This window comes from Isosphaeraceae bacterium EP7 (assembly GCA_038400315.1).
In the GTDB taxonomy this organism is placed as follows: domain Bacteria; phylum Planctomycetota; class Planctomycetia; order Isosphaerales; family Isosphaeraceae; genus EP7.
Window position 1 is genome coordinate 4,268,347 of the sequence record CP151667.1, and the last position, 24,132, is coordinate 4,292,478.

The window sequence follows — 24,132 nt, forward strand, 5'->3', positions numbered from 1 at the left end:
GTCAGCCCTTTCTCATGCGTTCTCGGGCCCGGCCGTGCTTGCCCTCGGCCTGGTCGTTGATGAATCGGAGCAGGCGGGCCACTTCCGGGGTCATGTGCCCGTGGGACGAGAGGATCTCGGCGGCGTGGGTGGCCGACATCTTGGCGCGATAGATCAGGCGATGGGCCTCGTGCAGCGCGTCGATCCCCTCGGGGCCGATGCCGTTGCGCTTCAGGCCGACCACGTTGATGCAGCGGACCTTCGATGGATTGCCGTCGATGAGCATGTACGGCGGGACGTCGTGGACGATGCGCGACTGGCCGCCGATGAAGCTGTAGCCGCCGATGGACGCGTAGTGGTGCACGGCCACGCTGCCCGAGACGCTGGCGTGCGACTCGATGTGGACGTGGCCGCCGAGCATCGTGCCATTGGCGATGGTGATCCGGTCGCCGAGCTTGCAGTCGTGGGCGACATGCGTGGTGGCCATCAGGAAGCAGTGGTCACCGATCCGGGTGACGCCGTCTTCCTTCTCGGTCCCGCGGTTGATCGTCACGCCTTCGCGGATGATATTGTGGTCGCCGATGGAGACCCGGGTTGGGGAGCCCTGATAGGAGAAGTCCTGCGGGTCTCCGCCGATGACGGTGAAGGGGCTGAAGACGTTCCCCTCGCCGATGTCGGCCACACCCAGGATGCAGACGTGACCGATCAGGCGGGTCCCCCGGCCGATCTTGACGTCGGCCCCGACGACGCAATAGGGGCCGACTTCGACGTCGTCGGCCAGCTCCGCCCGGGGGTCGACGCATGCGGTATCGGCGACGAGAGTGGCCATTGGACGCTTCCTCGCTCAGGGATCACGCCGCGCCGGACGTCCCGGCGGGCGACAGGCGGATACGACGCCCGCTCAAGCGGCCCGATCGGCCTCGACCATCACGAATTTGATCTTGGCTTCCGCCGCGAGCTGGCCGTCGACCCGGGCCACGCCCTGGACGGAGGCCGACCGCTCCTTGATCCGGATCCCGTCAACTTCCAGGCGGAGCTGGTCTCCCGGGATGACCGGGCGCCTCAGCTTCACGCCGTCGATCGACGCGATCAGGGCCACCATGCCCGTGGGGTCGATCTTCTCGGCGATCATCAGGCCGGCGGCCTGAGCCAACGCCTCGACGATCAGCACACCGGGCATGATCGGCCGATCCGGCCAGTGACCTTGAAAGAACGGTTCGTTACAGCTGACGTTCTTGATCGCCACCACCCGCCGGCCCGGCGTCAGCTCCAGCACGCGGTCGACCAGCAGGAAGGGGTAGCGGTGCGGCAAGATCCGGCGAATCGCCGCGAAGTCGCGCGGGCCGCCGTCGATCCGCGTGCTCTGGCTCGACCTCTCGACGGAGGCGAGCAGCTTGCGCACCAGCCTGGCGTTGAGCTCGTGCCCCGAGCGATGGGCCACGACGTGGCCGGCCAGGTCGACGCCCAGCATGGCCAGGTCGCCGACCATGTCCAGGATCTTGTGGCGCACGCACTCGTCGTGATAGCGGAGGGTGTTGCCCACCACGCCATCGGGCCCGAAGATCAGCAGGTCGGAGTAGGTCGTTCGGCTCCCCACCCCGGCGTTGCGCAGGGAGTCGGCCTCGGACTGGAGGAGAAACGTCCGGCTCGGGGCCAGCTCGTTCCGGAAATTCTCCGGGCTGATCTCGACGAACCGACTCTGGCTGCCGATGGGCGACTGCCGGCCGTAGTCGAGGTTGTACGAGAGCACCAGGCGGTCGGGGGCGCCGGGGTGCGCGGTGAGGATCGAGTCCCCCTCGCGAACCGTGACGGGCCGGTCGATGACGTAGGTCGACCTGGGCTGGCCCTGGTCGGAGGCGCCCGCGTGGTTCAGGGCCTCGACGAAGGCCTGGCTCGACCCGTCGCAGCCGGGGGTCTCGGGCCCGTCGATCTCGACGATGCAATTGTCGATCTGGAGGCCCGAGAGCGCGGCCATGACGTGCTCGACCATCTCGACGACGGCCGGGCCATCCTGGATGGTCGTGCGACGCTGCCTGGGGATGACCTTGGAGACGTGGGCGCGGACCGACGGCGACCCGGGCAGGTCGGACCGCACGAAGACGACGCCTCTTCCCGTCTCGGCGGGGCGAAACGTCATCCTGACGTCGAGCCCCGAGAGGAAACTGACTCCGCTGAGCGACGATTCGCGGGCGATCGTGCGCTGCGGACGGCTCGCGGTGAGCATGCGAGTCGGACCCCTACATCCGTGTTGGGTGATCCTGTCCACGCCGTTCGATCGGATCGTGGCCGGGCCGCTGTGCGCAGCCCGGCCCTGGTCGGGTCGATCTGGCCCGCCTTGGCCGATCGAGCGTCGTGGTCCATTGTGACCTGGGAGCTGGGCCCCGGCCGGTTCGGTTTAGCGGCCCTGGCCTGCGGCAGGCGCGGTCGGCGCGGCAGGCGTCGTGCCCGGGGCGGCGGCCCTGGGCTTGGGGGCGACTCCGCCGGCCTGGCGATAGGCGTTGTTCAGGTGGAGGACGACGTCGTTGGTGATGTCGTTGCGAGGGTCGGAGTAGATCATCGCCTTTGACATGGCCAGGCCGACCGACTCCGGGTCGCTGCCGCTGACCGGCGAGCTGGACGTCTTGATGACGTGCGTGATCTTGCGATAGGGGGCCACCCGGGCCACCATCGCCTGGATCTCGTTGTAGACGGTGGCGACCGACTCCGCCTCGCGGCGGGCGAATTCCATCTGCGACTGCTGCTTCATCGCCTCGCCCTTGGCCGCGAGGCTGGTGATCTCGATCTCGACCTTCTTGTAGTCGGGGCTCGACGGCGCCAGCTTGGACATCTTTTCGGAGGCCAGCTTGGCGTCATTCATGATCTGCATCAGGTCGGCCTTGCGGGCCTGGACGGCCGCGGCGAACTCCTCGGAGTTGACCTTGAACTTGTCGTACTTGCGGAGGGCTTCCTCCAGGTCGATCGTGCCCAGGACCGTCACCGCAGGGGCGGGCGGTGCGGTGGCCGCGGTGGTGGCCCCGGTGGCAACCCTCTGCACCTTGGCGTCCGGCTGCTGCGCCAGGACGGGGACGACGACGAGGCAGAGGCCTCCCAAGCCCGAGCCGAGGGCCCAGGACACGCGCGCCGAGATGGACATCGATCGAACTCCTTTTCGATGCGAGAGTGCCGGGTTGTGCTTCCGGGCTGTCGTCGGCCGCCAGCGTCATCGTTGGCAGATCAAGGTGAAGGCCTTGACCGACGGCGGGGCATATCGTGTCGGAATCGGCAGAAAGGGTCAAGTCGACCCGGACGAATCGGGGGGATCGATTCGTAAGGAGTCTGTCAACGACGACACGCGGGGCGTCGCGCCCCGCGAAGTCGTTGTAACAGGCGGCCTCGATCGGCGGCTCAGCGGTTGGGCAGGCTCAGCGTGAAGTCCTGGAACTTGATCTTGCTCGGCATCGGGCCGGCGGCGGAGAAGAGGCTCTCGAGCAGCTCGCCGAAGTGATCGGTCCGGACGCTGTAGAAATTGTGCTTCCCCTCGCGGCGGGATTCGATCAGCCCGGAGACGCGCAGGAGGGCGAGGTGGTGGCTGACGGCGGGCTGGCTCTGGCCGAGGCGGTCGCAGAGGGCCGTGACGTGCAACTCTTGATTCTGGGCCAAATAGAGGAGAATCCGGAGGCGGGTCTCGTCGCTGAGGAGCTTGAAGACTTGTGCCAGCTCGCGTACCGAGGAGTCGGAGACGGGAGGCATGGTCTGGACCGCGGTCGCGGTGCTCTCGCCCACTTTTTTCGTCGTCGTCTTCCGTGCCATGGATGCTCACCTTTACGGATCGGAGTAAAGAACCCGGATGACCCGGGACCAGAGCCTCGGGAAAGCCCCGAGACGCGAGCAGCTGAGAGTCCCTGCCGGTCATGCTCGCGGATGACCTGGCCGGCCAAATCAATGGTTTGAAGATGAGTGGTTCGGACCACTCATCGAGGAAGAACACAGCAAAGGATGCGCCGCATCAACGGCCATCCTCGAGTAAGCCGTAGCCGATGAGGCTCCGGCGGACAATCTCGCGCGACCGTTCGTCGAGCGGGGTGAGCGGCAACCGGACCTCGCCATTGCCGCGTCCCAGCAGGGCCATGGCCTGCTTCAGCGGGATCGGGTTCGACGCGAGGCCTAGCAGGTCGCGGCAGAGAGGGAAGAGCTTCGCGTGCCGACGGCGAGCCGCGACAACGTCCCCGCGGGCAAATTCGGCCACCATGGCCATGACGTCACGCGGCACGATGTTGGCGGCGACCGAGATCACCCCCTCACCGCCCACTGCCATCATCGGCAGGGTCAGGCTGTCATCGCCGGAGAGGAGCGTCAGGTCGGTGCGGCTGACCAGCTCGCTGACCCGGTCGAGGGAGCCGCTGGCCTCCTTCATTGCCACGATGGGGGCGATCTTCGAGAGCCGCTCGACGGTGTCGGCCTCGATGTCGCGCCCGGTTCTTGAAGGAATGTTGTACAAGACGATGGGTAGATCCGTTGCCTCGGCAATCTTGGCGAAGTGGGCGTAGAGCCCTTCCTGCGTCGGGCGATTGTAGTAGGGCCCGACGATCAGGGCGGCGTCGACCCCGGCACGGGCGGCGAACTTGGTCAGCCGGACCGCCTCGGACGTGGAATTCGAACCCGTGCCGGCGATCACCTTGGCCCGGCCCGCGGCCCTCTCGACGACCAACCCGACGACGCGCTCGTGCTCGTCGTGCGAGAGCGTCGGGCTCTCCCCGGTCGTCCCCACGGGGCTCAGGACCGGCGTCCCCTGCTCGAGGTGCCAGTCGACCATCCGGCCGAGGGCGACCTCGTCCAAATCGCCGTCGCGAAATGGGGTGACGAGGGCGACGGTGCACCCCGCGAAAGCCCGCCCCTTTGATCGTCGTTCGTCGCCCACGCTGATCCCCTTGGTGTCAGATGTCAACATGATAGAAGCAAATCCTTAAAAGGGAAGTGTATGTCCCTCAGAATTGCGTGACCCCACGAGGCCTTTGTCCATGCATGAGCGCTTTCATCTCGCCCACGGCGCGATCCAGGCCGACCATGATCGCCCTAGCAATAATGCTGTGACCGATGTTTAACTCAGTCATCCCGCCAATTTCGGACACGCGGGTCACGTTCAGATAATCCAATCCGTGGCCCGCGTGGAGCAGCAGTCCGAGTCCCAGGGCCGAGGCCGAAGCCCGCGAAAGATCGCCAAATTCAGCGTCCCTCGCCTCTGCCGTCGACGCGTCGGCGTAGCGGCCGGTGTGCAGCTCGACGGCCTGTGCGCCGCAGTCGGCCGAGGCCGCGACCTGATCGGGGTGCGGGTCGATGAAGAGGCTGACCTCGAGCCCCGCCGCGCGGCAGCGGGCCACGGCGGCGGAGACCCGGGCGCGCTGGCCGACCACGTCGAGGCCCCCCTCGGTGGTCAGCTCCTCGCGGCGCTCGGGCACGAAGGTCAGCTGGTCGGGGCGGGCCGCGATCGCCAGGTCGATGATCGAGGGCTCCAGCGACAGCTCCAGATTCAGGCGCGTCGAGATCGTCTCGCGCAAGACGCGGAGGTCGCGGTCCTGGATGTGCCGGCGATCCTCTCGCAAATGGATCGTGATCCCGTCGGCGCCCGCGAGCTCGGCGATTACGGCGCCGTGCACGGGGTCGGGCAGCCGGCCGCCGCGTGCCTGCCGGATGGTGGCGATGTGGTCGATATTGACGCCCAGGCGCGGCATGATTCGTCTCCTCTGGGTCGGCCGGCGAGCCCCGCGGGGAGGTCCCGGCCTGCGTTCGAATGGGGGGGGCATCGTCAGCGGCTTGCCACCACTCGCAGGGGCGACCGGGCCAGGACGAACGTCCGTTCCCCGCCGATGGTGAAGGCGACGCGACCCTTGCGATTCGGCCCGGCGCCGTCGACGGCGACCAGCCGGCCGATGCCATATTGGGGGTGAATGACCGAGACTCCCGGCCGAAGTGCGTCGATGTCTTCCGGGGCGCGGGCCTGCGGAAGGCCCGCAAGGGCTGCGGCGGTGGTCAGGCGGAATTCCGACGGGGGCCTGCGGCTCGGGGTGGGCGTGGTCGGCTCGCGCTTCTGCGGCGGGGCCGACGGCCAGCTCGCGCGGAAGCTGAGCGAATCGCGCTCCGAGAGGTCGACATGATCGATGCTCTCCTCGGGAAGCTCGGCCAGGAACGGCGAGGGGATGGCCACCTGGCGCTGGCCCCGGAAGTCGCGGATCCGGCAGTGGCTGAGATAGAGTTCGCGCTCGGCCCGGGTGATCCCGACGAAGAAGAGCCGACGCTCTTCCTCCATCTCGGAGTCGCTCTCCAGGGCTCGCGAGTGCGGCAGCAGGTTCTGCTCGATGCCGACGATGAAGACGACGGGGAACTCAAGCCCCTTGGCCGCGTGCAGGGTCATCAGGGCGACCGCCCCCTTGCCGTCGTCCCAGCGATCGACGGCCGAGGCCAGGCTGATATCCTCGAGGAAGTCGAGGATCGACGAGCCCGGGTGCTCCTGATCGAAGGCACGCGCCGCGGTGATCAACTCGTCGATGTTGGCCAGCCGGTCCTCGCCGCCGCCGGACTTGTCCTCGGCCAGCGCCTCGCGGTATCCGGTCAGGGTCAGCAGCCGGCGGATGACCTCCTCGGAGGGGTGATCGCGGAGCGTGTTCAGCTCGTCCATCAGCATGGCGAAGTCGCGCAATGATCGCGCGGCCTTGTCCTTCATGCCGGGGATCGAGGCCCCCTCGCGGGCCATCGCCAGCATCGGCAGCGAGAGCGCCCTGGCCCGTTCCGACAGCCGTCCCAGGGTCGTCTTGCCCAGCCCGCGGGGGGGGACGTTCACGACCCTGTCAAAGGCGACGTCATCCTTGGGGTTCGACAGGAGATTCAGGTAGGAGAGGACGTCCTTGATCTCTTGACGCTGATAAAAGGAGACACCGCCGATGATCTGATAGGGGATTTTGGCGGCTCGCAACGCGGCCTCCAGGCCTCGGGTCAAGGCCGTAATCCTGCAGAAAATGGCGATGTCGGCGTAGGTCCGGTTGCCTTCTCTGACGAGCTCGACGATCTTCGATGCCACGCCGCGTGCCTCGTCGGCCTCGGCGGCGTAGGTGGTCAGGTTGACCTGGTCGCCGTCGGCGTTCTCAGTCAGGAGCGATTTCGGCTTGCGCTTTCGGTTGTGACGGATGAGGGAATCGGCCACCCTCAAGATATTTTTCGTGCTCCGATAATTCTGCTCGAGCTTGACGACCTTGCTGCCCGGGTAGTCGTGCTCGAATTCGAGGATGTTGTTGAGATTGGCCCCGCGCCAGCCGTAGATCGACTGGTCGGGGTCGCCGGTGACGCATAGGTTGGGCGTGTCGCGCGAGAGGGCACGGATGATCCCATATTGCGCGATGTTGGTGTCCTGATACTCGTCAACCAGGATATAGCGGAACCGGGCGTCGAGGGTTTTGCGCACATCCGGGTGAGATTTCAGAATTGTGACGAGGTGGACCAGCAGGTCGTCGAAATCGACGGCCGAGGACTCGACGAGCTTCTTCTGATATTCGGCGTAGACCTTGGCGGCCACGGCGGCGACGTGGTCGCCGGCTCGCTTCGCCATCAACTCGGGGGTGATCAGGTCGTTCTTGGCCCGGCTGATGATCGAGTCGATCCGCTCGGGGGTGACCCCCGCGGCGGCGAGGTCGAGCCGCTCGACGGCCGACTTGACCGCCCTGAGTCGGTCCGACTGGTCGTAGATTGTGAAGGATCGGTCAAGGCCCACAAGGGGGGCGTATGACCGCAGGAGCCTGGCGCAGAGGGCGTGGAAGGTGCCGACCCAGACCTTGGAGTCGGGCGCCAGCGCCTCGATGCGCTGGCGCATCTCGCCGGCCGCCTTGTTCGTGAAGGTGAGGGCCAGGATGTTCGAACCGTGGACGCCCCGCGAGAGCAGGTTGGCGACCCGCCTGGTGATCACGCGAGTCTTGCCCGAGCCGGCGCCTGCGAGGACGAGCAGGGGGCCGTCGACGTGGGCGACGGCCTCGCGCTGGGCTGCTGTCAGGTCGCTATTCGGATCCATGAAGCGATCTACCCGAGACGTGTACGGGGCGGCGGGCGCGAACCATCGGGCCGGGGCCGCCGGTCGCGGATACCCAGACTATAGCCGACGAATGGCCTTGCCGCGACAGGAACATCGACCATATGCGGGCCCGTCATGGCCGGATGACCCATCGAACCGTGGTTGCATGAGCAATCGTTCGTCGCAAAATCGGCGCATCTTGCCGCCGCGGGGCGCCGTCCGGCATTGGCCAGGCCGGGACCCGGTCGATAAACTGGCTCGACGCGAGGCCGGTGCTCCCGCATCGCCCGCGGCGGCCGACAATCGAAGACATGTACGCGAAGAGCGCCCGCCCACGGGAGTAGCCGTTCGATGAATATCCTGGGAATCGGCACCGACATCATCGAATGCCCGCGGATCGGCAAGATGATCGAGACGCACGGAGAGGTCTTCCTGCGTCGGGTCTACACCGACCGGGAGATTCGCTACTGCAATGCACGCAAGCACGCGATCGAGCATTTCGCCGGGCGATGGGCCGCCAAGGAGGCAATCCTGAAGGCCCTGGGGACCGGCTGGGCTCGGGGAATCGCCTGGACGGACCTGGAAGTCCGGAACCTGCCGGGCGGCGCGCCTAAGGTCCACGTCCGCGGAGGTGCCAAGGACGCCGCGATCGGCCGCGGGATCGGCGACATCGTGGTCTCGATCTCGCACTGCCGGACGTACGCCACGGCCTTCGCGCTCGCGATGGCCGGCGGGGTCGGGGGGGCTCCCGGCTCGCTGTTCGAAGCGGGCCGGGAGCCCGACGAGCCCGAGGGTTACTGACGGGCCCGGCGCCGTTCAGGCGCCAGGCGTCGCGCCGGTGGCCACCTCGGTCGCCTGGTCGACGGCCCGGCGAAGCTCGTCGGGGCCCGGGTTGAACAGGGTCTCGTTGTTAATCCGGATGGTCGGCAAGACCCGCTTGCCGCCGTTCAGGTCGGCCAGATATTCGTTCAGCTCGGGCGACTCGTCGACATCCTTGAACTCGAAAGGGATCTGCTTGGCGTGCAGCAGGGCGGTGGCTCTGGTGGTGTCGGGGCAGGTCGTCGATCCGTAAACGGTCACATTTGCCTGGGACATGGGAAGCACCTCTCCCCACACGCGGGGGCCTTTACATCGTTCGGGAAGGCGAGCGAATCCTCGCCCCTCGCCCTCCAACGATGCAAAGGCCGCGCCGCGGCGGGCTGAGGGGTCAATCTTCGCCGTCAACTTCCACCTCGGCGTCGACTTCGACGTCGAGTTCCACGTCGGAGTCGGCCGCGGCCGCCTCGTCGGTGGGTAGCTCGGGCTTCTCGCCGGTGGCCGCCGAGATCTTCTCCAGGCTCAGCTCGCTGGGCTCGCGGGTCCCCTTGCATTTGGGGTATTTCGAACAGCCGAGGAAGTAGCCCCGGCGTCCCTTGCGCACGGTCATCGTGCTGCCGCAGTCCTCGCAGGTCTCGTCGACCTGGATCGACTTGAGGTCGGGGCCGCTCGATGCCGAGGCGGGGGCGGCGGTGGCCAGGTCGCCCAGCTTGTCCTTCAGGTCATCGGGAATGGGCGCGGTGGTCCGGCACTTGGGATAGTTCAGGCAGCCGAGGAAGGCACCCCGGCGTCCCTGCTTCAGGCCCATCGGCCCGCCGCACTTCTCGCACTTCACGTCCACCGCCACCGGCACGACCGGCTTGCCCGCATCATCCACGGGCATGGTGTTGCGGCACTTGGGGTAGCCCGTGCAGCCGAGGAACGACCCGCGTGAGCCGGTCCGCAAGGCCATCGGCTTGCCGCACTTGTCGCAGACGTGCTCGGTCTCGATCTTCGACGGGACGGGCTTGCCGTCCACGGGGTCGATGTTGAACGACTCCTTGCAACCTGGGTAGCCCGAGCACGACAGGAACGGCCCGCGCTTGCTCTCGCGGAGCATCAGGGGTTTGCCGCATTTGGGGCATTTGTGCTCGGTCTCGACCGCCGCGGGCCGGGCCTGGCCGTCCATGGGGCGGGTGGCCTTGCACTCGGGGTAGCGGGTGCAGCCCAGGAACGAGCCGGTCTTGGTGAACTTGATCGCCATCGGGGCATTGCAGTCCTGGCAGAGCTCCTTGCTCAGGACCTGCACCTTCTCCATTTTCGTCTCGGCCTCTTTCAGGGCCTCCTGGAAGGGGTGATAAAACTCGTCGAGAACGCGGGTCATCTCGACGTTGGAGCTAGCGATCCCGTCGAGCTCGTCCTCCATATGGGACGTGAACTTCAGGTCGAGGATCTTGGGGAAGTGCTTGACCAATAGCTCGGTGACGATCATCCCCAGGTCGGTGGCGAAGAATTTCCGGTCCTTCTGCTCGACGTAGAGCCGGTCCTGGATCGTCTGGATGATCGGCGCGTACGTGCTCGGCCGGCCGATGTTCTCCTTTTCCAGGGCCTTGATCAGCGTGGCCTCGGAGAACCGGGGGGGCGGCTGGGTGAAGTGCTGGGTCGGGTCGACCGAGTGCATGTCCAGGGCCGATCCCTGGCTGACGTTCGGCAGGAGCGCATCCTCCTGCTTGCCCGCCGGCGGCAGCGCCCGCCGGTAGCCGTCGAACTTCATGATCTTGCCCTGGGCCTTGAACAGCCCCTCGCCGGCGCGGACCTGGACGTTCGTCACGGCGAAGACCGCGGGGGTCATCTGGCTGGCGACGAACCGCTTGTAGATCAACGAATAGAGCTTGTACTGGTCGATCGACAGCTTGCCCCGCATCGACTCGGGGTCGAGCGACAGGTCGGTCGGGCGGATGGCCTCGTGGGCCTCTTGCGCCTGCTTGTTCGCGGCATATCGGTTCGGCTTGGCGGGCACGTAGCGGTCGCCATATTGCTTGGCGATCATCTCGCGGACGCCGGCGATCGAGTCCTCGGAGACCCGCAAGCTGTCGGTACGCATGTAGGTGATGAGCCCGGTGGGCCCGTCGCCGCCGACGTCGATGCCTTCGTATAGCTCCTGGGCGATCTTCATCGTCCGCTTGCCCGAGAACCGCAGGCGGATGACCGACTGCTGCTGGAGCGTGCTGGTCTTGAACGGGGCGTCGGCCTTGTCGAGCTTCTCCTGCTCCTCGACGGAGGAGACGGCGAAGCTGGCGGTGACAAGGGCGTCGCGTGCGGCCGTCGCGTCCAGCTCGTTATCGGCCTTGAACTTCTGTCCCTTCCACTCGGCCAGCTCGGCCTCGAAGCGGTCGGACTCGGCGGTCGACCCGGCCGGGGAGACGGTGGCGGAGATGCGCCAGTATTCCTCGCTGACGAAGGCCTTGATCTCGGCCTCGCGCTCGGCGATCAGGCGGACGGCGACCGACTGGACCCGGCCGGCGCTGAGGTGGCGGGCCACCTTGCTCCAGAGCAGGGGGCTGAGCTGATAGCCGACGAAGCGGTCGAGGAACCGCCTGGCCTGCTGGGCGTTGACCTTGTCCATGTCGATCGGGCCGGCGTGATTGAACGCCTCTTTGACGGCCTTCTCGGTGATCTCGTAGAACATCACGCGCTTGACGCGGTCGTCGGGCAGTCCCAGGGCTTCCTGAAGATGCCAGGCGATGGCCTCCCCCTCGCGGTCGGGGTCAGTCGCCAGGTAGACCATCGAGGCGCGGTCGGCTTCCTTCTTCAGGTCGACGACGGTGGCCTTCTTCTTGTCGGGCACGACATAGCTGGGGACGTACCCGTTGAGGACGTCGATGCCCAGGTCTCGGACCTTGCCTCGCTCGGGCAGGTCGCGGACGTGGCCCATGCTCGCCTTGACGACGAAGGCAGGGCCGAGGAACTTGCCGATCGACTTGGCCTTCTTGGGGCTCTCGACGATGACCAGGCTGCGGCCACCCTTCGGTGTGCTGTCCGCGTCGGATTTGGCCACCTTGGGCTTGGCGACGCGCTTGGTCGCGGGCTTGGTCGCGGCCTTCGGCTTGGCCGGGGCCTTCTTGGTCGTTCGTTTAGGGGTCGGCTCGGACCCCGGTTCGGTCTCAGACTTGGCGGACTTGCGGGCCACGATGTCTTCCTATCATTGATGCAGCAAACGACTTGAGGCCACCGACGGTCGAGCCACGGGGGCCGGCCGGTTTCCGGGGCGGGGCCCGGTCTGCCTTGGCTGCGGCGATGCGTGTTGTTACACTTCAAGAGAGGCCGGCGATTCGGAAGTCGCGCCCTTCAAATAGCTAGGGTATCGGCGCCTGTCAAGGGGGCCGGCATCGGGCGAGGCCCGCCCCAGAATCCACCGCGTCGAGATAACCTCATGCCCTTCTCCGTCTTCCGTCAACACCAGAAGAAACTCCTGGCTGTCTTCGGCATCATGGCCATGATCAGCTTCGTGCTGGCCGATAGCCTACCCAGGTTCTTCAGCCCGGCCGAGGGGCCCAATGGCGGAGATCCGGTCGTCGCCCGGCTCTACGGCAGCGATGTCCACCGCTCCGACCTGGCCAAGCTGGCCCAGGATCGGCGGTTCGCCAACATGTTCGTCGGCCAGATTGTCGGCAACCCCGGCCTGACCCCCTTCGGCGGCTACAGTACCCGTGACCTGGTCTCCGGGCTTATTTTACGCCACGAGGCCGATCGCCTGGGCCTACCCGACTCGCCGCAGGTCGCCCGCGACTGGCTCAAGCAGGTCACCAACAACCGGATGACCCGCGAGCTCTTCGACGTGGTGATGGCGGGGTTCGCCGACCAGATCACCGGCGAGCAGGCCCTCTCGGCCATCTCATCGCAGGTCAGGCTGACCCAGGTCCCCCGGCTCATGGCCGGCACGATGGTGACCCCCTTCGACGTCTTCCGCTCCTATCGGGATCAGTCCGAGAGCGTCTCGGCCAAGGTCATCAGCGTGGCCACGGCCGATTATCTCAAGTCGATCAAGGATCCCTCCCCGGCCGAGCTGCAGGCCTTCTTCGACAAGTATAAGGACGCCTTGCCGGACCCCTCGAGCGAGACGCCCGGCTTCAAGGTCCCCCGCCAGATCCAGGCCGAGATCCTCAGCATCGACGGCGCGGCACTCGCCAGGCAGATCCGGCCGACCCTGACCGATGCCGAGCTCCGCGTCAGCTACGACGGCCGCAAGGACGAGTTCGCCATCCCTTCGGAGCTGCCCGCCGAGATCTTCAAGGACGGAGCGGACCTCACCCCGGTCCTCTACCAGTCGTTCGACGAGGTGAAGGACGGGCTGGCCAACAGCCTGGCCGAGGAAAAGGCCCAGGCCGACATCTCCGCCAAGTTCACCGCCTTGAAGGATGAGGTGCTCATCCCGTTCGCCGACAAGTATCAGGAAGCGATCGACGAGATCAAGGACGCCCAGAAGAACGGCGAGACCCCCACCACCACACTCCCCAAGCCGGCGGACCTGGAGCCGGTCGCGAAAAAGGCTGGGCTGAACTACGAGAAGAGCCCGCTGCTGGACCGCGAGCAGGCGGGCCGCTACGGCCAGGTGGCCAACGCCGAGCTGGGCCTTAGCCCGCTCAGCGGCGGTCGGAAATTCGCCGACGAGATGTTCGACGCTCGCAATGCCCTGTACGAGCCGATGGAATTCACCGACGCCGACCGCCGCCGGTTCCTCGTGCTCAAGACTCAGGACAACCCGCCGAGGGTTCCCACGCTCGACGAGGTGAAGGCCGAGGTCACGCTCGCCTGGAAGTCGGAGCAGGCCCGCCCGCTGGCCCAGAAGGCCGCCGACGAGCTTGCCGAGAAGCTTCGAAAGGCGGGGGGCAAGGTCGAAGGGGCCACGTTCGAGGGCCGACCGGTCGTTGTCACGGGCGCCGTCCCCAAGCTTCAGCCGGGCCTGCCCATCCCGGGCCAGTTCCTCGACGCTGGGGCGCCCACCCCCTCGACGATCCTGGAGCTTCCCGACCCCAGCCCGACGCTCAGGGACGACTACTTCGCCCTTGAGCCCGGGAAGGTCGCCATCGGCTGGAACGCCCCCAAGACGATCGCCTACGTGCTGACCCTCGATCGCCGGACGCCCGCCGCCTTCTCCGACCTCTTCGGCCGCGTCAGCTCCTATGCCGTCTATCAGCGTGAGGCCATGAACGAGGCGGCCCGCGTCGCCGGCGAGACCTTCATGGCCAAGCTCCGCAAGGACGCCGGCCTGCCCGACGACTGGGTGCCCGAGGACGAGGCCGATCGCGCCAACTCGGCCTCGCAGACCGCCAGTCTCTGATCCAATGACCCAACCCTCGCCGGCAGGCCATACCTTGGCCGAGCCGGCGAGCATGTCCCGGGTTCGTTTCGTATCGGGAGCCGCAACCGGCCATTGACGCCGGCGTGCGGCCCCGATTTTTTACTGTAAGTCGTTATGTGAAAACAGCTTCGGAATCATTTTTCCGATCCTGGCGGGCGGGACATCCTCCTGATCTGCGACGACCGATGCGACACCCGCCCCGCTGGCAGCGGGCTCTTTCGGGGGCAATCTGGATGACTTCTTACAGCGACGAGGCCGACGAATACTTCGTCAACATGAACCTCAGCACCGAGATGGAGCTGCCCGACAATCGCGACACCGTGCTCCATTTCTATGAGCGAATGAGCAAGGCGTTCCCCGACTTGCAGAACTTCTACACCAGGGAGAACGACGACCTCGTCCTTGAAGGGGACAAGGAGTCGGGCTCCTACCGATGGCTGACCATCGAGGCCCGCCGACTCTGTTCGGGGCATGTGAATCCCGAGAGCCTGGACGAGGCCTACCGTCAGCACGAGATGGTCCTCGACCTGGCCCCCCACCTCTTGACCCTCAGCGTGCTCGACTGCGAGGCGCTCGACCTGATGTACGGGTTCGACTTCAACTACGAAGGCAACCACGACGAGATCGTCGTCGAGGCCCTCGGCCTCGGTTCGGGCTTCGAAGGGGTCCTTGAGACCGGCGGGACGGTGCTCAACTACGAGCCCTCGATCACGCTGGCCCTCGATCCCGGCTGTCGGCTCCAGGCCCGGCTGTCGATCGAGACCCGCACCAGCGCCTACCAGGTGCGCACCGGCGAGTTCGGCGACGACCAGATCAGCGTCTACTTCACCGTCAGGCAATACTGGAACAACGTGGCGGGCGACTCGTTCGTCGACTCCCTGCGCCGCCAGCGTGCCATCGGCGAGAAGTACGTCGAGTCGGCCGTCATCCCGCGTATCGTCCGGCCGATGGCACGGGCGATCGCCGCGCGTTAGTCTCGGCGTCGGGCGACCGCGACCATCCACGACGAGGCGACGACCGACCATGCCGCGACTGAGCCGACTTGCGGGCGGCCTCACCGCCGAGACCGCGTTCACCGTGCTGGCCCTGGCCAGGGCCCTGAAAGCGAAGGGCAAGGACGTCGTGGAGCTGGAGATCGGCGACAGCCCGTTCCCCAGCCCGCCGCACGCCAAGGCGGCCGGCATCCGCGCGATCGAGCAGAACGAGACCGGTTATGGCCCGAGCCTGGGCCTGCCCGAGTTCCGCGCCGCCGCCGCCCGGATGGTCCGCGACGAGTTCGGCATCCGGGCCGGCGCCGAGAACGTGGTCATCGCGTCCGGCGCGAAGCCGTTCGAGCAATACTTTGCCGAAGCCCTGCTCGACCCCGGCGACGGCGTGCTCGTCTTCAGCCCGCACTTCCCCACCTACCTGCCCAACATCGAGCGCCGGGGGGCCCGAGCCGTCCTGGAACCGCTCCGCGCCGAGGACAAATTCCGCCCCCGGGCCGAGTCTGTCAGGCGCTTCCTGGAGACCGACCCCAGCCCCCGGGCCATCTTCCTGAACTCGCCGCACAACCCCACCGGCGGCGTGGCCACGCTCGAAGACCTGGAGGAGATCGCCGACGTCGTCCGAGGCACCGACCTGATGGTCTTCTCCGACGAGCCTTACTGCCACATGATCTGGGACGGCCGTCACGAGTCGATCGCCGCGCTGCCCGGGATGCTCGACCAGACTGTGGCGGCCTACACGTTCAGCAAGTCATACAGCATGAGCGGCTGGCGTATCGGCTTCGCGGTGGCCCACCCCGACGTGGTCGACGCAATCGGCAAGCTGATCAACACCACCGCGTCGTGCAGCCCCCCGTTCGTCCAGCGGGGGGCCATCGCCGCACTCGAGCGCGACAGGCCGGACCGCGACGCGACGATGTCCAAGTTCCGCACCAAGGTCGAGACCCTGACCCGTGGCCTTGCCCTCATCGATGGCCTGACAGTCCGGGAGCCGGTGGGGACGTTCTACGTCTTCCCCGACGTCCGGCCCATCTGCAATCGCCTGGGCATCACCTCCCACGGCCTGGCCCTCTACCTCCTGGAAGGCGCCGACGACGCCTTCGGGGTCGCCTGCCTCGGTGGAGAATGCTTCGGCCCCGCCGGAGCCGGCTTCCTCCGCTTCAGCTGCGCCGAGCCCGACGACCGGATCGCCCGGGCCCTCGCCTTCTTGCCCGGCGCCTTGGCCGACACCGCCCGTGTGGCCGCTTACCTGGCCCTTCACCCGGAACACCGCGCGACCGCCCCATATTGATGGGCAGCATCAACTCCGGGCCAGGACTGACGGTCTGAGATCCCCGACCCCGGCCGGGGTCAAGTCGCCATCGAGTGAGTGATCCGAGCTGACGTCGTTTCCATTGCCCAGCCGGGCAAGGTGGGGCCCTCTGGCCCGTGGTCTCGTTCGGTGCATTCGAAGGTGCTCATTCGTCGGTTGTCTCCCGCGCGATTGCCACGTCGCCCGATGGCTTGATCCGGGCTGCGCCGGGATTTTGCTCGCCGCCACATCCCACCGATTCGATCGATCCGCCCCAGGCGCAGCGGGTCTCAATGCGATGGCGTCAGACTCGGTCGATTGTCAAGAGAGCGTGGAGAATTTGCGACAAGTCAAAGCATTAGCTGGCAATGCGGCAAATGTTTTATGATATTCGTCGGCTAAAGAGATGCCGATTCGGCCGTTGTTCGTCCCCCCCATCTAGGTCCGGCCCAAGCATGAATCAAAATTATGATGCCAATTCGACACATGGCGAATTGGATAATGAAGCGGATATGGTCGAGCCGCCTACTCGTCCCTTCCTCGACGACACGACGTCCCCTGCGGAATCCCGACAACGGGATCCTGGCGGAAGCGAAGAAGGGACCGAATCGTGGCAGGAGCGAGTTTGCCGGCTGGCCCACCTGAAAGGCGAGGTCTTCGTATCCGAGCCTCGGAAGGTCTATCGTGCTGAGCATCAGGCGATCGCCGAGCGTCGACGGTTCTTCGAGCAGGGGGATTTGAAAGCGGGGGAGAGTCTGGAGGACCCCGACGGCGAGAAAGTCAAGGATGACCTCATCGGCCTTTCCCTGTCGGGCGGCGGGATTCGCTCGGCGATGTTCAATCTGGGCCTTTTGCAAGCCTTCTGGAGGCGAGGTGTTCTTCCTCAGATCGATTATCTGGCGACCGTCTCCGGCGGCGGTTACGTCGGCTCCCGGCTGACCCAGGCGGCCGCGACCTGGTCGGCGGAACAATCTGACGACAGCAAAGATCAGAGCCGCCGGGCGACAAAGTCCGATGGCGATCCTAAGGGGGCGGTGCCATGGTTCCCGTTCGACTTCCGGGCCAATCGGCCCGTGGCCGCGAACTCGACCGGCCCTCGCCAGATCTACAATCGGGGCGACTACCTGAATGATCCTTTCCGGTTCTTCTTCCAATGGTTGCCTGGCATGGTCATCAACCTCGTCATCGTGCTCTCTATGCTGGCGATCGTCGCGTCGGCCGCCGCCTGGATCTTCCGGGCCTTCGATCACCCATGGGTCGATTCCGGGATGCGCGGTTGCGTTATGCAGATGCTCATGGGGCTGCGCCACATCGGTGTCTACTTAGGGATAGATTGGTCGAGTAATTGCGATACTTCTCGACCCAGGAACGCCTTCATCGGTCAGTGCTGTGTCTTGGCGACGCTCCTTGTGCTCTGGATCGCGCTGCTGGGCCTGGCGTTCAGCGTCCGCAGGCATCTCGGTCCGTCGCGGTTCAAGCGGATGGCCAGGGGCATTTTAACGATCGTTGTGGCTTGCTACCTATTCGTCGCGGCCGTGGGATTCACGTCACTCCTCCGCTGGCCCCAAGGTAATCCGAAATGCGACACCGCGGGATACTTGTCTAAAGACAAGGATGTCCCCGCCAAGGATCCGCAGAATATTAAGCAGCCGACGGGAATGGAATTCAACCGCACCCTGAGTCTTTCCAACGAGATCTTGAAGCCGCAGGATCCCACGGCAACTGACCATTTGCGAAAAAAGCGAGCCCGGGAGCTGGCGCAGGTTGTCGAGTACTTGGTCGATGAGGATCCCTGGTATCAGGTTAGGGCCCTGAAATCGTGGGAGCGTCTCAAGGATGATCCCTCCCAAGCAGGCTCGCAAGGCAGGAACCTCGTCAATCGACTCATTACTACCTTGGCAGTGCTCAGGGCTGAATCGCCGGACGGTGTTGTTTGGAGCTTCGACCGGGTCACGAAGGCATTAAGATCGATCTGGATTGGGTCGCCTGACCAGGTCGTAAAGGGTTTCGAGGTTCTCGATTCCCCAGACATCACAGAAACGATCACTGCGCAAGCAAAAATTCTCTTCTGGCCCGCCTCCAGGGATTTGATCGCCGCCTGTGAGGAACTGAAGGTCGAACCTGTCAAAGTTTTCGACGGGACGCCTTCCAGGAATTTGGGAACATTTCGCGAAAGTATGATCGCCCTGGAGACGTCGAGCTTGATTGTCACCGATTTGACCCGTGCGATGATCCCGGCCCTCATTTTCTCGGCTTTGTATGGGGTCCTGCACCTCGCTCGCTACGTTTTGGTCGACATGCACCCTCGGAACAACGGGCGTCTGCGTTGGTTGGAGGGGAAACTAGGTGCCCTCTCATGGATCGCGGCGTTGCTGGGCATTTTTGTCCTCCTCGGGAATGGCGACACCGACATCGGTGGCTTCAAATACTTGAGGCCGGACGCCTGGAACAATATCAGCGCCGACGACTCGAATGAGGGCATCCTGCCCAGCGCGAGGTATTCGCTGCAAGAAGGCCTCCAGGCCTTCATACACACGATCCTGCTCGTGCCTACCGCCATCGCCGCAGCCCTGGCCCTGGTGCCGATCCTCGCGCCCGGCAAGTTCCTCCAGAGCAGCGAGCGGCCCAGGGACTCGGTGCAGGGCCTCGTCTACCGTCTGGTCGTGGGCTCATTCATCCTCGTCTTTCCTCTGGCCGCGTTCTTCTTCCTGGCCAGGGAGAACGTCTCGGGCGCGGCGCCTTCGAAAACGGAAACGGCCACCTACGAGAGGGAGGCCATTCCTGGTCGAGGCGAGGACAGACCGCCGGATGCCTCGGGCCTCGCAACCGACCCCAATCGATCGAACGCCGACGAGCCGCGGGGCGGCGAACCCGGGCAGGTGCCGGTGAAGAACATCGCTCGGATGGCGTATTGTCCCGCGGGCCTTTTCACCACCTTCGGCTACCTGATTCAGAATGACCAGGCTATTCGGGGCCTGATTTTCTTCGCCGGCCTGGCCGTCTTCTTCATCCTGGGGACGCTCTCGAACGTCAACCGCTCGTCGATCCACTACTTCTACCGCGAGAAGCTGCGCGAGACGTATCTCAACTGGGACAGGGACATCGGCAGGGATAAGACTGTCGCGGAAAGGCCCGACTATCGCAAGCTAAAGGACCAGCGGGGCAGTGAGGTCGGCGCCCCGTATCATATCCTGTCGGCGACGTTGAACGTCATCGTGAACCCCACCGAGCGCCGAGAGCTGAAGGAAATCCGCCACAATTTCATCTTCTCGCCGCTCTACTGCGGCTCGAAGGAGGTCGGGTTCCGCAGGACCGACAAATATCACGGGGGAGTCGACTTGGCCGATGCGATCGCGATCTCCGGGGGTGCCATCAGCCCCATCCAGGGTCTCACTTTCGGTGGCCGGTTCTGGATGGTCCTGCTCAATGCGAGGCTGGGCCAGTGGTACGCCAATCCCAACCCGAAATTCGAGCCGTGGTCCATGCCCACGATCCCGAGCCTGATGGCCGAGTACTTCTTTCACAGCTGGAAGAAGCGGGGCCATTATTTCCTCTCCGATGGCGCCCACCGCGACAACCTCGGCCTGGAGCTGCTCCTCCTGCGTCGTTGCCGTCTCATCATCGTCTCGGACGTCTCGCACGACCCCAAATATGAGCTGAACGACCTCATCCGCGACCTGCGGCGGGCACGGATCTGGGAGGGCATTCAGTTCCGGCCGCTGTCGATGAAGGCGATGGAGGAGGCCATCCCCAGGCTCTTCAAGACGGTCCCATCCGCGGCGCCGCTCTTCGGCCTAGACCAGTTCTCCGACGATGTGGCCGCGAAGGCCGCGGGCAAGAAATATACGCGGGAGAATTTCTTCCTCATCCAGATCTGCTATCCCTCAATCCCGCCCGAGAAGGATGGGACCGGCGGCGAACCGGCGCGTGATGGGCTGCTGATCGTCGTAAAACCGTCGCTCAGTGCCCGGTTCCCGACGCCGGGCGAATTGGAGCAGCACTACAAGATCAACCCGTCCTTCCCGCACGACCCGGATCTCGAGCAAATCTACGAGGAGGATCGGATCGAGGCCTATCGCCAGCTCGGCGAGCACATCGGGATTTCGCTCTCAAACGGGCTGAGCTGCCTCGTCGACACCGACGCCGACCAGAGCTTCGCGTCGAAGCGGGCCTCATTCTTCGAGCTCAGCGATCGAATCCTGAAGGCAGCCGGCTCGAACTCTCGCACCGAGTAGGTCGCAGCGTCCGGCTCCTCGTCGAGGAATGCGACAATCGCAGGAGCTTCGACGAGATAAGGGATGTAAACAATCGGAAAATCCGCACATGATTGTGCGTTATAGCGATAATATTGACCGATGATCGAATGGGGGACGATAATGTCCCCCTCCTCACTTCTTGCGAGCCCTCGGGACAGCCTCGCGACATCGGGACGATGGTCGGCCTGCATCCTACATCGTATGTCCTCTCCTTCGAGGATGGGAGCAGACGCGGCGTCATAGGCCGACACCGGCCGGTTTGGCGGAGAACGATTCGGAATGATGGATAAAAACGTCCCCCCGGAGGCTTTCTTTCTCATAGAGCAATCGAATGCCCTGGAGGACGGACCATGGGACGAAACCCTGGCGGCTCAGCCCGCCTCTACTTCAAGTCGCTCGTCGAGGGCGAACATCAATCCGGACTGACCGACGGTCAACTCCTGGAGCGGTTTACGACCGGCAACCCCGACTCATCCTCGCTTGCATTCGCCGGCCTGGTCGAGCGTCATGGCCCGATGGTCCTCAGGACTTGCCGGGGAATCCTCCGGGATGAGCACGAGGCGATGGACGCCTACCAGGCAACATTCCTCGTTCTCGTGCTCAAAAGCCGGTCGCTCTGGGTCCTCGAGTCCGCGGGCCCCTGGCTGCATCGGGTCGCATGCAGGGCGGCCAGGAGGCTTCGGACCGGGGCGAGGCGTCGTCGAGAGATGGAACGAACGCTGTTCGGGAGAATCGCGGCCGGCCGGCCGGCCGGGCCTCCGGACGGCCTGGTCGCGGCGATGCACGAGGTCCTCGACCGACTCCCCGAGCGTCAGCGCGTGCCGATGATCCTCTGCGACCTCGAGGGCCTCACCTGCGAGGCGGCGGCACGCCGGGTCGGGTGCCCCATCGGCACCCTCGCCAGTCGACTCTCCCGAGGCCGAGAACTACTCCGCGTCGGGCTCATACGCCGCGGATATGCCCCGTCCATCGCCGTCTCCTTCGCCGATCACGCGTGCGAATTCGGCGGTTCGACGGTCCCTCGTTCCCTCGCCGAGTCGGTCGCCGCCCTCGTTGGCGGTGGTGCCGACGGCCTCGGGACGGTGTCCGGTTCTTCCATCCAGATTGCTCGTTCGGTCGCGAGGAGCATGATCATGGCCAAGATGATGTCAGCCTGCGCCATCACCGCCGTCGCCCTGGGTCTCTGCGCGACGTCAACCTGGACCCTGCGGCCCGGCCTCGGCTCGCAGCGGCCGGATGGGACGTCGCCCGATGTCAAAGCCGGAGCGACGGAGAAAAACGCCAGGCCCGAGGCCAAGGTCCGGGTTCTCGCGGCGGGGGAAAATCTCCACGGTCCCGGGAACGTCGACAATCGTTGGGAAGGCGGGAGGGAATCCGACCTCTTCCGAGTTCCCGCACCGCCCCAGCCCCTCCACCGGGACGAGGCGGGCCCGATTGGGCCGGAGAGTCGGCAGGCGATCGTCTATCTGGACGGTTCGGTCAAGCTCTGGAAGTATCACGGGCCGAATTCAGTGCTGGCGACCTTGCGGCATGACGAGCCGATCCGGAGCTTCGGCTTCGTCGCGGACGTGGGCCTGTTGCTCACCACGTCGGACCATACGGTCAAATCCTGGGATGCCTTGACCGGTGCGCCTCGCAAGGTGCTGGCGGGGCAGACGGCGCCATGGCTGAATCCCGCACTCCCGATCAGCGGGAGGCGATTCGTCACGACGTCGCCGGGTCTGAAGGGGTTGACGATCTGGGACGGGAGGTCGATGGAACCCGTGGCGACATTTCCATCGATGAGCCTGGAAATCCGCGATCGGCCCATCCCGTCGCGGGACGGTAAGACGCTCGCCGTCTTCAGGTCCGATCCGGCCTTCTCCGCGGAATTGATCGACTTGAGGTCGAAGAGTTCATTCGCCACGCTCAGGGAACCCTGCGCGGCACTGGCCGAGTTCGACCACGGCGGCTACTCCTCGAATTATCTCACCGATTCGGGTCGTTTCTGGTCCGTCGCACGCCTCCTGTCTCCGCCTCACGAGGATGCGGAGGACTGAGGACGCGGCGGGCTGTCAGTCCGAGATTCTTCAGTGTCTGCCCGATTCTCCCTTCGAATCCGGGGGAAATCGGTTGTCGCCCGGGCCGTCATCGATCCATGTTGGGGTGTGCGATGGAGCATATCGAACGAGGATCGAACGGGGGACGATGATGTCCCCCTCCTCGCTTCCTGCGAGCCCACGGGGCAACCTCGCGACATCGCGACGATGGTCGGCCTTGCATCCTTCATCGGACGCGGGCCGAGGCTGATCGGGGGCCGATCAACGCCCCGGGGCAGTCGGTTGATGGCCGGGGTGCGATCCGTCGCGACGGTTGGGCGTCCGGGCCTGCTTGCGGATCGATGCGGCGGCTTGAGGAGCGAGAGCGAGGCTCGGGCGACCTCAGAGGGTCGGGCCTTGCATCTCGTCGACCGAGTAGTCGAGACAGGCGCGAATGTCGGCCTCGGACAGCTCGGGGTAGCCCCTCAGGATCTCGGCCCAGGACCAGCCGTCGACCACCCTGGAGACGACCTGAGTGACCGTGACCCACGTCCCCTTGACCACAGGAGAGGCTTCGGAGATGTCGGCGTCGAAGACGAGCCGGTCGCTCCAGGCCCCTTCGACCTCGGTGCAGGTGTCGTCGTCCGCCTTGGGTTCGGCGGTCTCGCCTTCGCATTCCTCGGCGGCTTCAACAGGGGGGCGAGCGAGCGTCCGGGCGGCCCGGCTCGGCGTGCGCGGCTCGTCGGCGACGACGGGCTCGCGGGTGAGCTGGCGGACCCGTTCGAGGCCCTCGATGGCACGATCGAGCGATCGCTCGGCGCGGACGACGTCGCGTCGGACGGCGTCGAAGGTGGCACGCAGCAGGTCGTCGCCCGCTTCGATCGATGCCTCGGCCTTCAGCCAGAGCAACTCCTCGCGGGTCGCAACCCAGAGGTTCCACGACGCGATCACCACCCGCTCGGCCAGGATCTGCTCGAGCGAATCGATCGCACCCAGCCGGCGGCGGACGGCGGCGGCGTAGGCTTCGAATTCAATCGAGGGGGAATCGGCCGTCGTATCGGGAAGCCCGGCGGGGAGGCTCCCCCCGTCGAACCGATTCATGCCCTCGGAGTTCCGACCCAGGAAATTGCAGTTGGCGGTGGGGTCGTTGAAGTTAAGTCCGCAATCCATGGCTAATCCCTCGTCGTTGAGGTGCTCGCACGATCGCCGCAGACATCACGGCGACGCACTCCTGACAATAAGATCATCCTAAAAACTGGCCATAACGTACTGCCTATTTCGGAAATAACCCCCAGATTGCCCACTTACTTTGGCGGTGTTTCTTTTTGTAAACGTTTATTGATGAAAAAAGCCGCCATCTCCCGCTTGAATCGGAGCGATGGCGGCTTTAAGTATTATTAGGCCATTTTAATT

Annotated in this window: 16 protein-coding genes; 6 read left to right on the forward strand and 10 right to left on the reverse strand. The window is 65.4% G+C overall.

The window, feature by feature from the left end; all coding sequences use genetic code 11:
* Position 1 precedes the first annotated feature (1 nt).
* The 7 genes from lpxA to EP7_RS16570 all read right to left on the reverse strand — a co-directional run bounded on the left by lpxA (position 2) and on the right by EP7_RS16570 (position 8,011).
* Positions 2-808 carry an acyl-ACP--UDP-N-acetylglucosamine O-acyltransferase gene (lpxA, locus tag EP7_RS16540; protein ID WP_463522627.1) on the reverse strand — a complete coding sequence of 269 codons (807 nt, stop codon included), beginning with the start codon at positions 806-808 and terminating at the stop codon, positions 2-4.
* Between the two features lie 72 nt (positions 809-880).
* A complete protein-coding gene (gene lpxC, locus EP7_RS16545) occupies positions 881-2,203 on the reverse strand; it encodes a UDP-3-O-acyl-N-acetylglucosamine deacetylase (RefSeq protein ID WP_463522629.1) in 1,323 nt (440 codons plus the stop codon).
* A gap of 171 nt (positions 2,204-2,374) precedes the next feature.
* A complete protein-coding gene (locus tag EP7_RS16550; RefSeq protein ID WP_463522631.1) occupies positions 2,375-3,112 on the reverse strand; it encodes an OmpH/Skp family outer membrane protein in 738 nt (245 codons plus the stop codon).
* A gap of 251 nt (positions 3,113-3,363) precedes the next feature.
* Positions 3,364-3,768 (reverse strand): ArsR/SmtB family transcription factor, encoded by a 405-nt coding sequence (locus EP7_RS16555; protein ID WP_463522633.1) that lies wholly within the window; start codon positions 3,766-3,768, stop codon positions 3,364-3,366.
* Positions 3,769-3,964: 196 nt separating this feature from the next.
* On the reverse strand, positions 3,965-4,906 hold the full coding sequence (gene dapA, locus EP7_RS16560) for a 4-hydroxy-tetrahydrodipicolinate synthase (RefSeq protein ID WP_463522635.1): 942 nt from the start codon (positions 4,904-4,906) through the stop codon (positions 3,965-3,967).
* Between the two features lie 37 nt (positions 4,907-4,943).
* A complete protein-coding gene (locus EP7_RS16565) occupies positions 4,944-5,687 on the reverse strand; it encodes a pyridoxine 5'-phosphate synthase (RefSeq protein ID WP_463522637.1) in 744 nt (247 codons plus the stop codon).
* A gap of 74 nt (positions 5,688-5,761) precedes the next feature.
* A complete protein-coding gene (locus EP7_RS16570) occupies positions 5,762-8,011 on the reverse strand; it encodes an ATP-dependent helicase (protein ID WP_463522639.1) in 2,250 nt (749 codons plus the stop codon).
* Between the two features lie 351 nt (positions 8,012-8,362).
* On the opposite strand from EP7_RS16570, the gene acpS reads away from it, so the two are divergent.
* Positions 8,363-8,812 (forward strand): holo-ACP synthase, encoded by a 450-nt coding sequence (gene acpS, locus EP7_RS16575; RefSeq protein WP_463522641.1) that lies wholly within the window; start codon positions 8,363-8,365, stop codon positions 8,810-8,812.
* A gap of 15 nt (positions 8,813-8,827) precedes the next feature.
* Here the strand turns inward: acpS and EP7_RS16580 are convergent, their stop codons facing one another.
* Positions 8,828-9,106: a glutaredoxin family protein gene (locus EP7_RS16580; RefSeq protein ID WP_463522643.1), complete on the reverse strand. Its 279-nt coding sequence runs from the start codon at positions 9,104-9,106 to the stop codon at positions 8,828-8,830.
* A 112-nt stretch (positions 9,107-9,218) separates the two neighbouring features.
* Positions 9,219-11,996: a type I DNA topoisomerase gene (topA, locus tag EP7_RS16585; protein WP_463522645.1), complete on the reverse strand. Its 2,778-nt coding sequence runs from the start codon at positions 11,994-11,996 to the stop codon at positions 9,219-9,221.
* A 243-nt stretch (positions 11,997-12,239) separates the two neighbouring features.
* Between topA and EP7_RS16590 the strand changes: the two genes are divergently transcribed.
* The 5 genes from EP7_RS16590 to EP7_RS16610 all read left to right on the forward strand — a co-directional run bounded on the left by EP7_RS16590 (position 12,240) and on the right by EP7_RS16610 (position 22,740).
* Positions 12,240-14,147, forward strand: coding sequence for a hypothetical protein (locus EP7_RS16590; RefSeq protein WP_463522647.1), 1,908 nt, complete (start codon positions 12,240-12,242; stop codon positions 14,145-14,147).
* A 254-nt stretch (positions 14,148-14,401) separates the two neighbouring features.
* A complete protein-coding gene (locus tag EP7_RS16595) occupies positions 14,402-15,142 on the forward strand; it encodes a hypothetical protein (protein WP_463522649.1) in 741 nt (246 codons plus the stop codon).
* Positions 15,143-15,191: 49 nt separating this feature from the next.
* On the forward strand, positions 15,192-16,445 hold the full coding sequence (locus EP7_RS16600) for a pyridoxal phosphate-dependent aminotransferase (RefSeq protein ID WP_463522651.1): 1,254 nt from the start codon (positions 15,192-15,194) through the stop codon (positions 16,443-16,445).
* Positions 16,446-17,182: 737 nt separating this feature from the next.
* Positions 17,183-20,680 carry a hypothetical protein gene (locus tag EP7_RS16605; protein ID WP_463522653.1) on the forward strand — a complete coding sequence of 1,166 codons (3,498 nt, stop codon included), beginning with the start codon at positions 17,183-17,185 and terminating at the stop codon, positions 20,678-20,680.
* A 371-nt stretch (positions 20,681-21,051) separates the two neighbouring features.
* Positions 21,052-22,740 carry a sigma-70 family RNA polymerase sigma factor gene (locus EP7_RS16610; protein WP_463522655.1) on the forward strand — a complete coding sequence of 563 codons (1,689 nt, stop codon included), beginning with the start codon at positions 21,052-21,054 and terminating at the stop codon, positions 22,738-22,740.
* Positions 22,741-23,121: 381 nt separating this feature from the next.
* Here EP7_RS16610 and EP7_RS16615 read toward each other — a convergent pair whose 3' ends face one another.
* Positions 23,122-23,889: a DUF433 domain-containing protein gene (locus tag EP7_RS16615; RefSeq protein WP_463522657.1), complete on the reverse strand. Its 768-nt coding sequence runs from the start codon at positions 23,887-23,889 to the stop codon at positions 23,122-23,124.
* Between the last annotated feature and the right edge of the window lie 243 nt (positions 23,890-24,132).

Bases quoted from the DNA above. Each gene is read 5' to 3' on its own strand.
- dapA (WP_463522635.1), bottom strand. From the start codon at position 4,906: ATGTTGACATCTGACACCAAGGGGATCAGCGTGGGCGACGAACGACGA.
- EP7_RS16600 (WP_463522651.1), top strand. From the start codon at position 15,192: ATGCCGCGACTGAGCCGACTTGCGGGCGGCCTCACCGCCGAGACCGCG.
- EP7_RS16595 (WP_463522649.1), top strand. From the start codon at position 14,402: ATGACTTCTTACAGCGACGAGGCCGACGAATACTTCGTCAACATGAAC.
- EP7_RS16615 (WP_463522657.1), bottom strand. From the start codon at position 23,889: ATGGATTGCGGACTTAACTTCAACGACCCCACCGCCAACTGCAATTTC.
- EP7_RS16590 (WP_463522647.1), top strand. From the start codon at position 12,240: ATGCCCTTCTCCGTCTTCCGTCAACACCAGAAGAAACTCCTGGCTGTC.
- EP7_RS16570 (WP_463522639.1), bottom strand. From the start codon at position 8,011: ATGGATCCGAATAGCGACCTGACAGCAGCCCAGCGCGAGGCCGTCGCC.
- acpS (WP_463522641.1), top strand. From the start codon at position 8,363: ATGAATATCCTGGGAATCGGCACCGACATCATCGAATGCCCGCGGATC.
- EP7_RS16565 (WP_463522637.1), bottom strand. From the start codon at position 5,687: ATGCCGCGCCTGGGCGTCAATATCGACCACATCGCCACCATCCGGCAG.
- EP7_RS16580 (WP_463522643.1), bottom strand. From the start codon at position 9,106: ATGTCCCAGGCAAATGTGACCGTTTACGGATCGACGACCTGCCCCGAC.
- lpxA (WP_463522627.1), bottom strand. From the start codon at position 808: ATGGCCACTCTCGTCGCCGATACCGCATGCGTCGACCCCCGGGCGGAG.
- lpxC (WP_463522629.1), bottom strand. From the start codon at position 2,203: ATGCTCACCGCGAGCCGTCCGCAGCGCACGATCGCCCGCGAATCGTCG.
- EP7_RS16610 (WP_463522655.1), top strand. From the start codon at position 21,052: ATGGGACGAAACCCTGGCGGCTCAGCCCGCCTCTACTTCAAGTCGCTC.
- EP7_RS16555 (WP_463522633.1), bottom strand. From the start codon at position 3,768: ATGGCACGGAAGACGACGACGAAAAAAGTGGGCGAGAGCACCGCGACC.
- EP7_RS16550 (WP_463522631.1), bottom strand. From the start codon at position 3,112: ATGTCCATCTCGGCGCGCGTGTCCTGGGCCCTCGGCTCGGGCTTGGGA.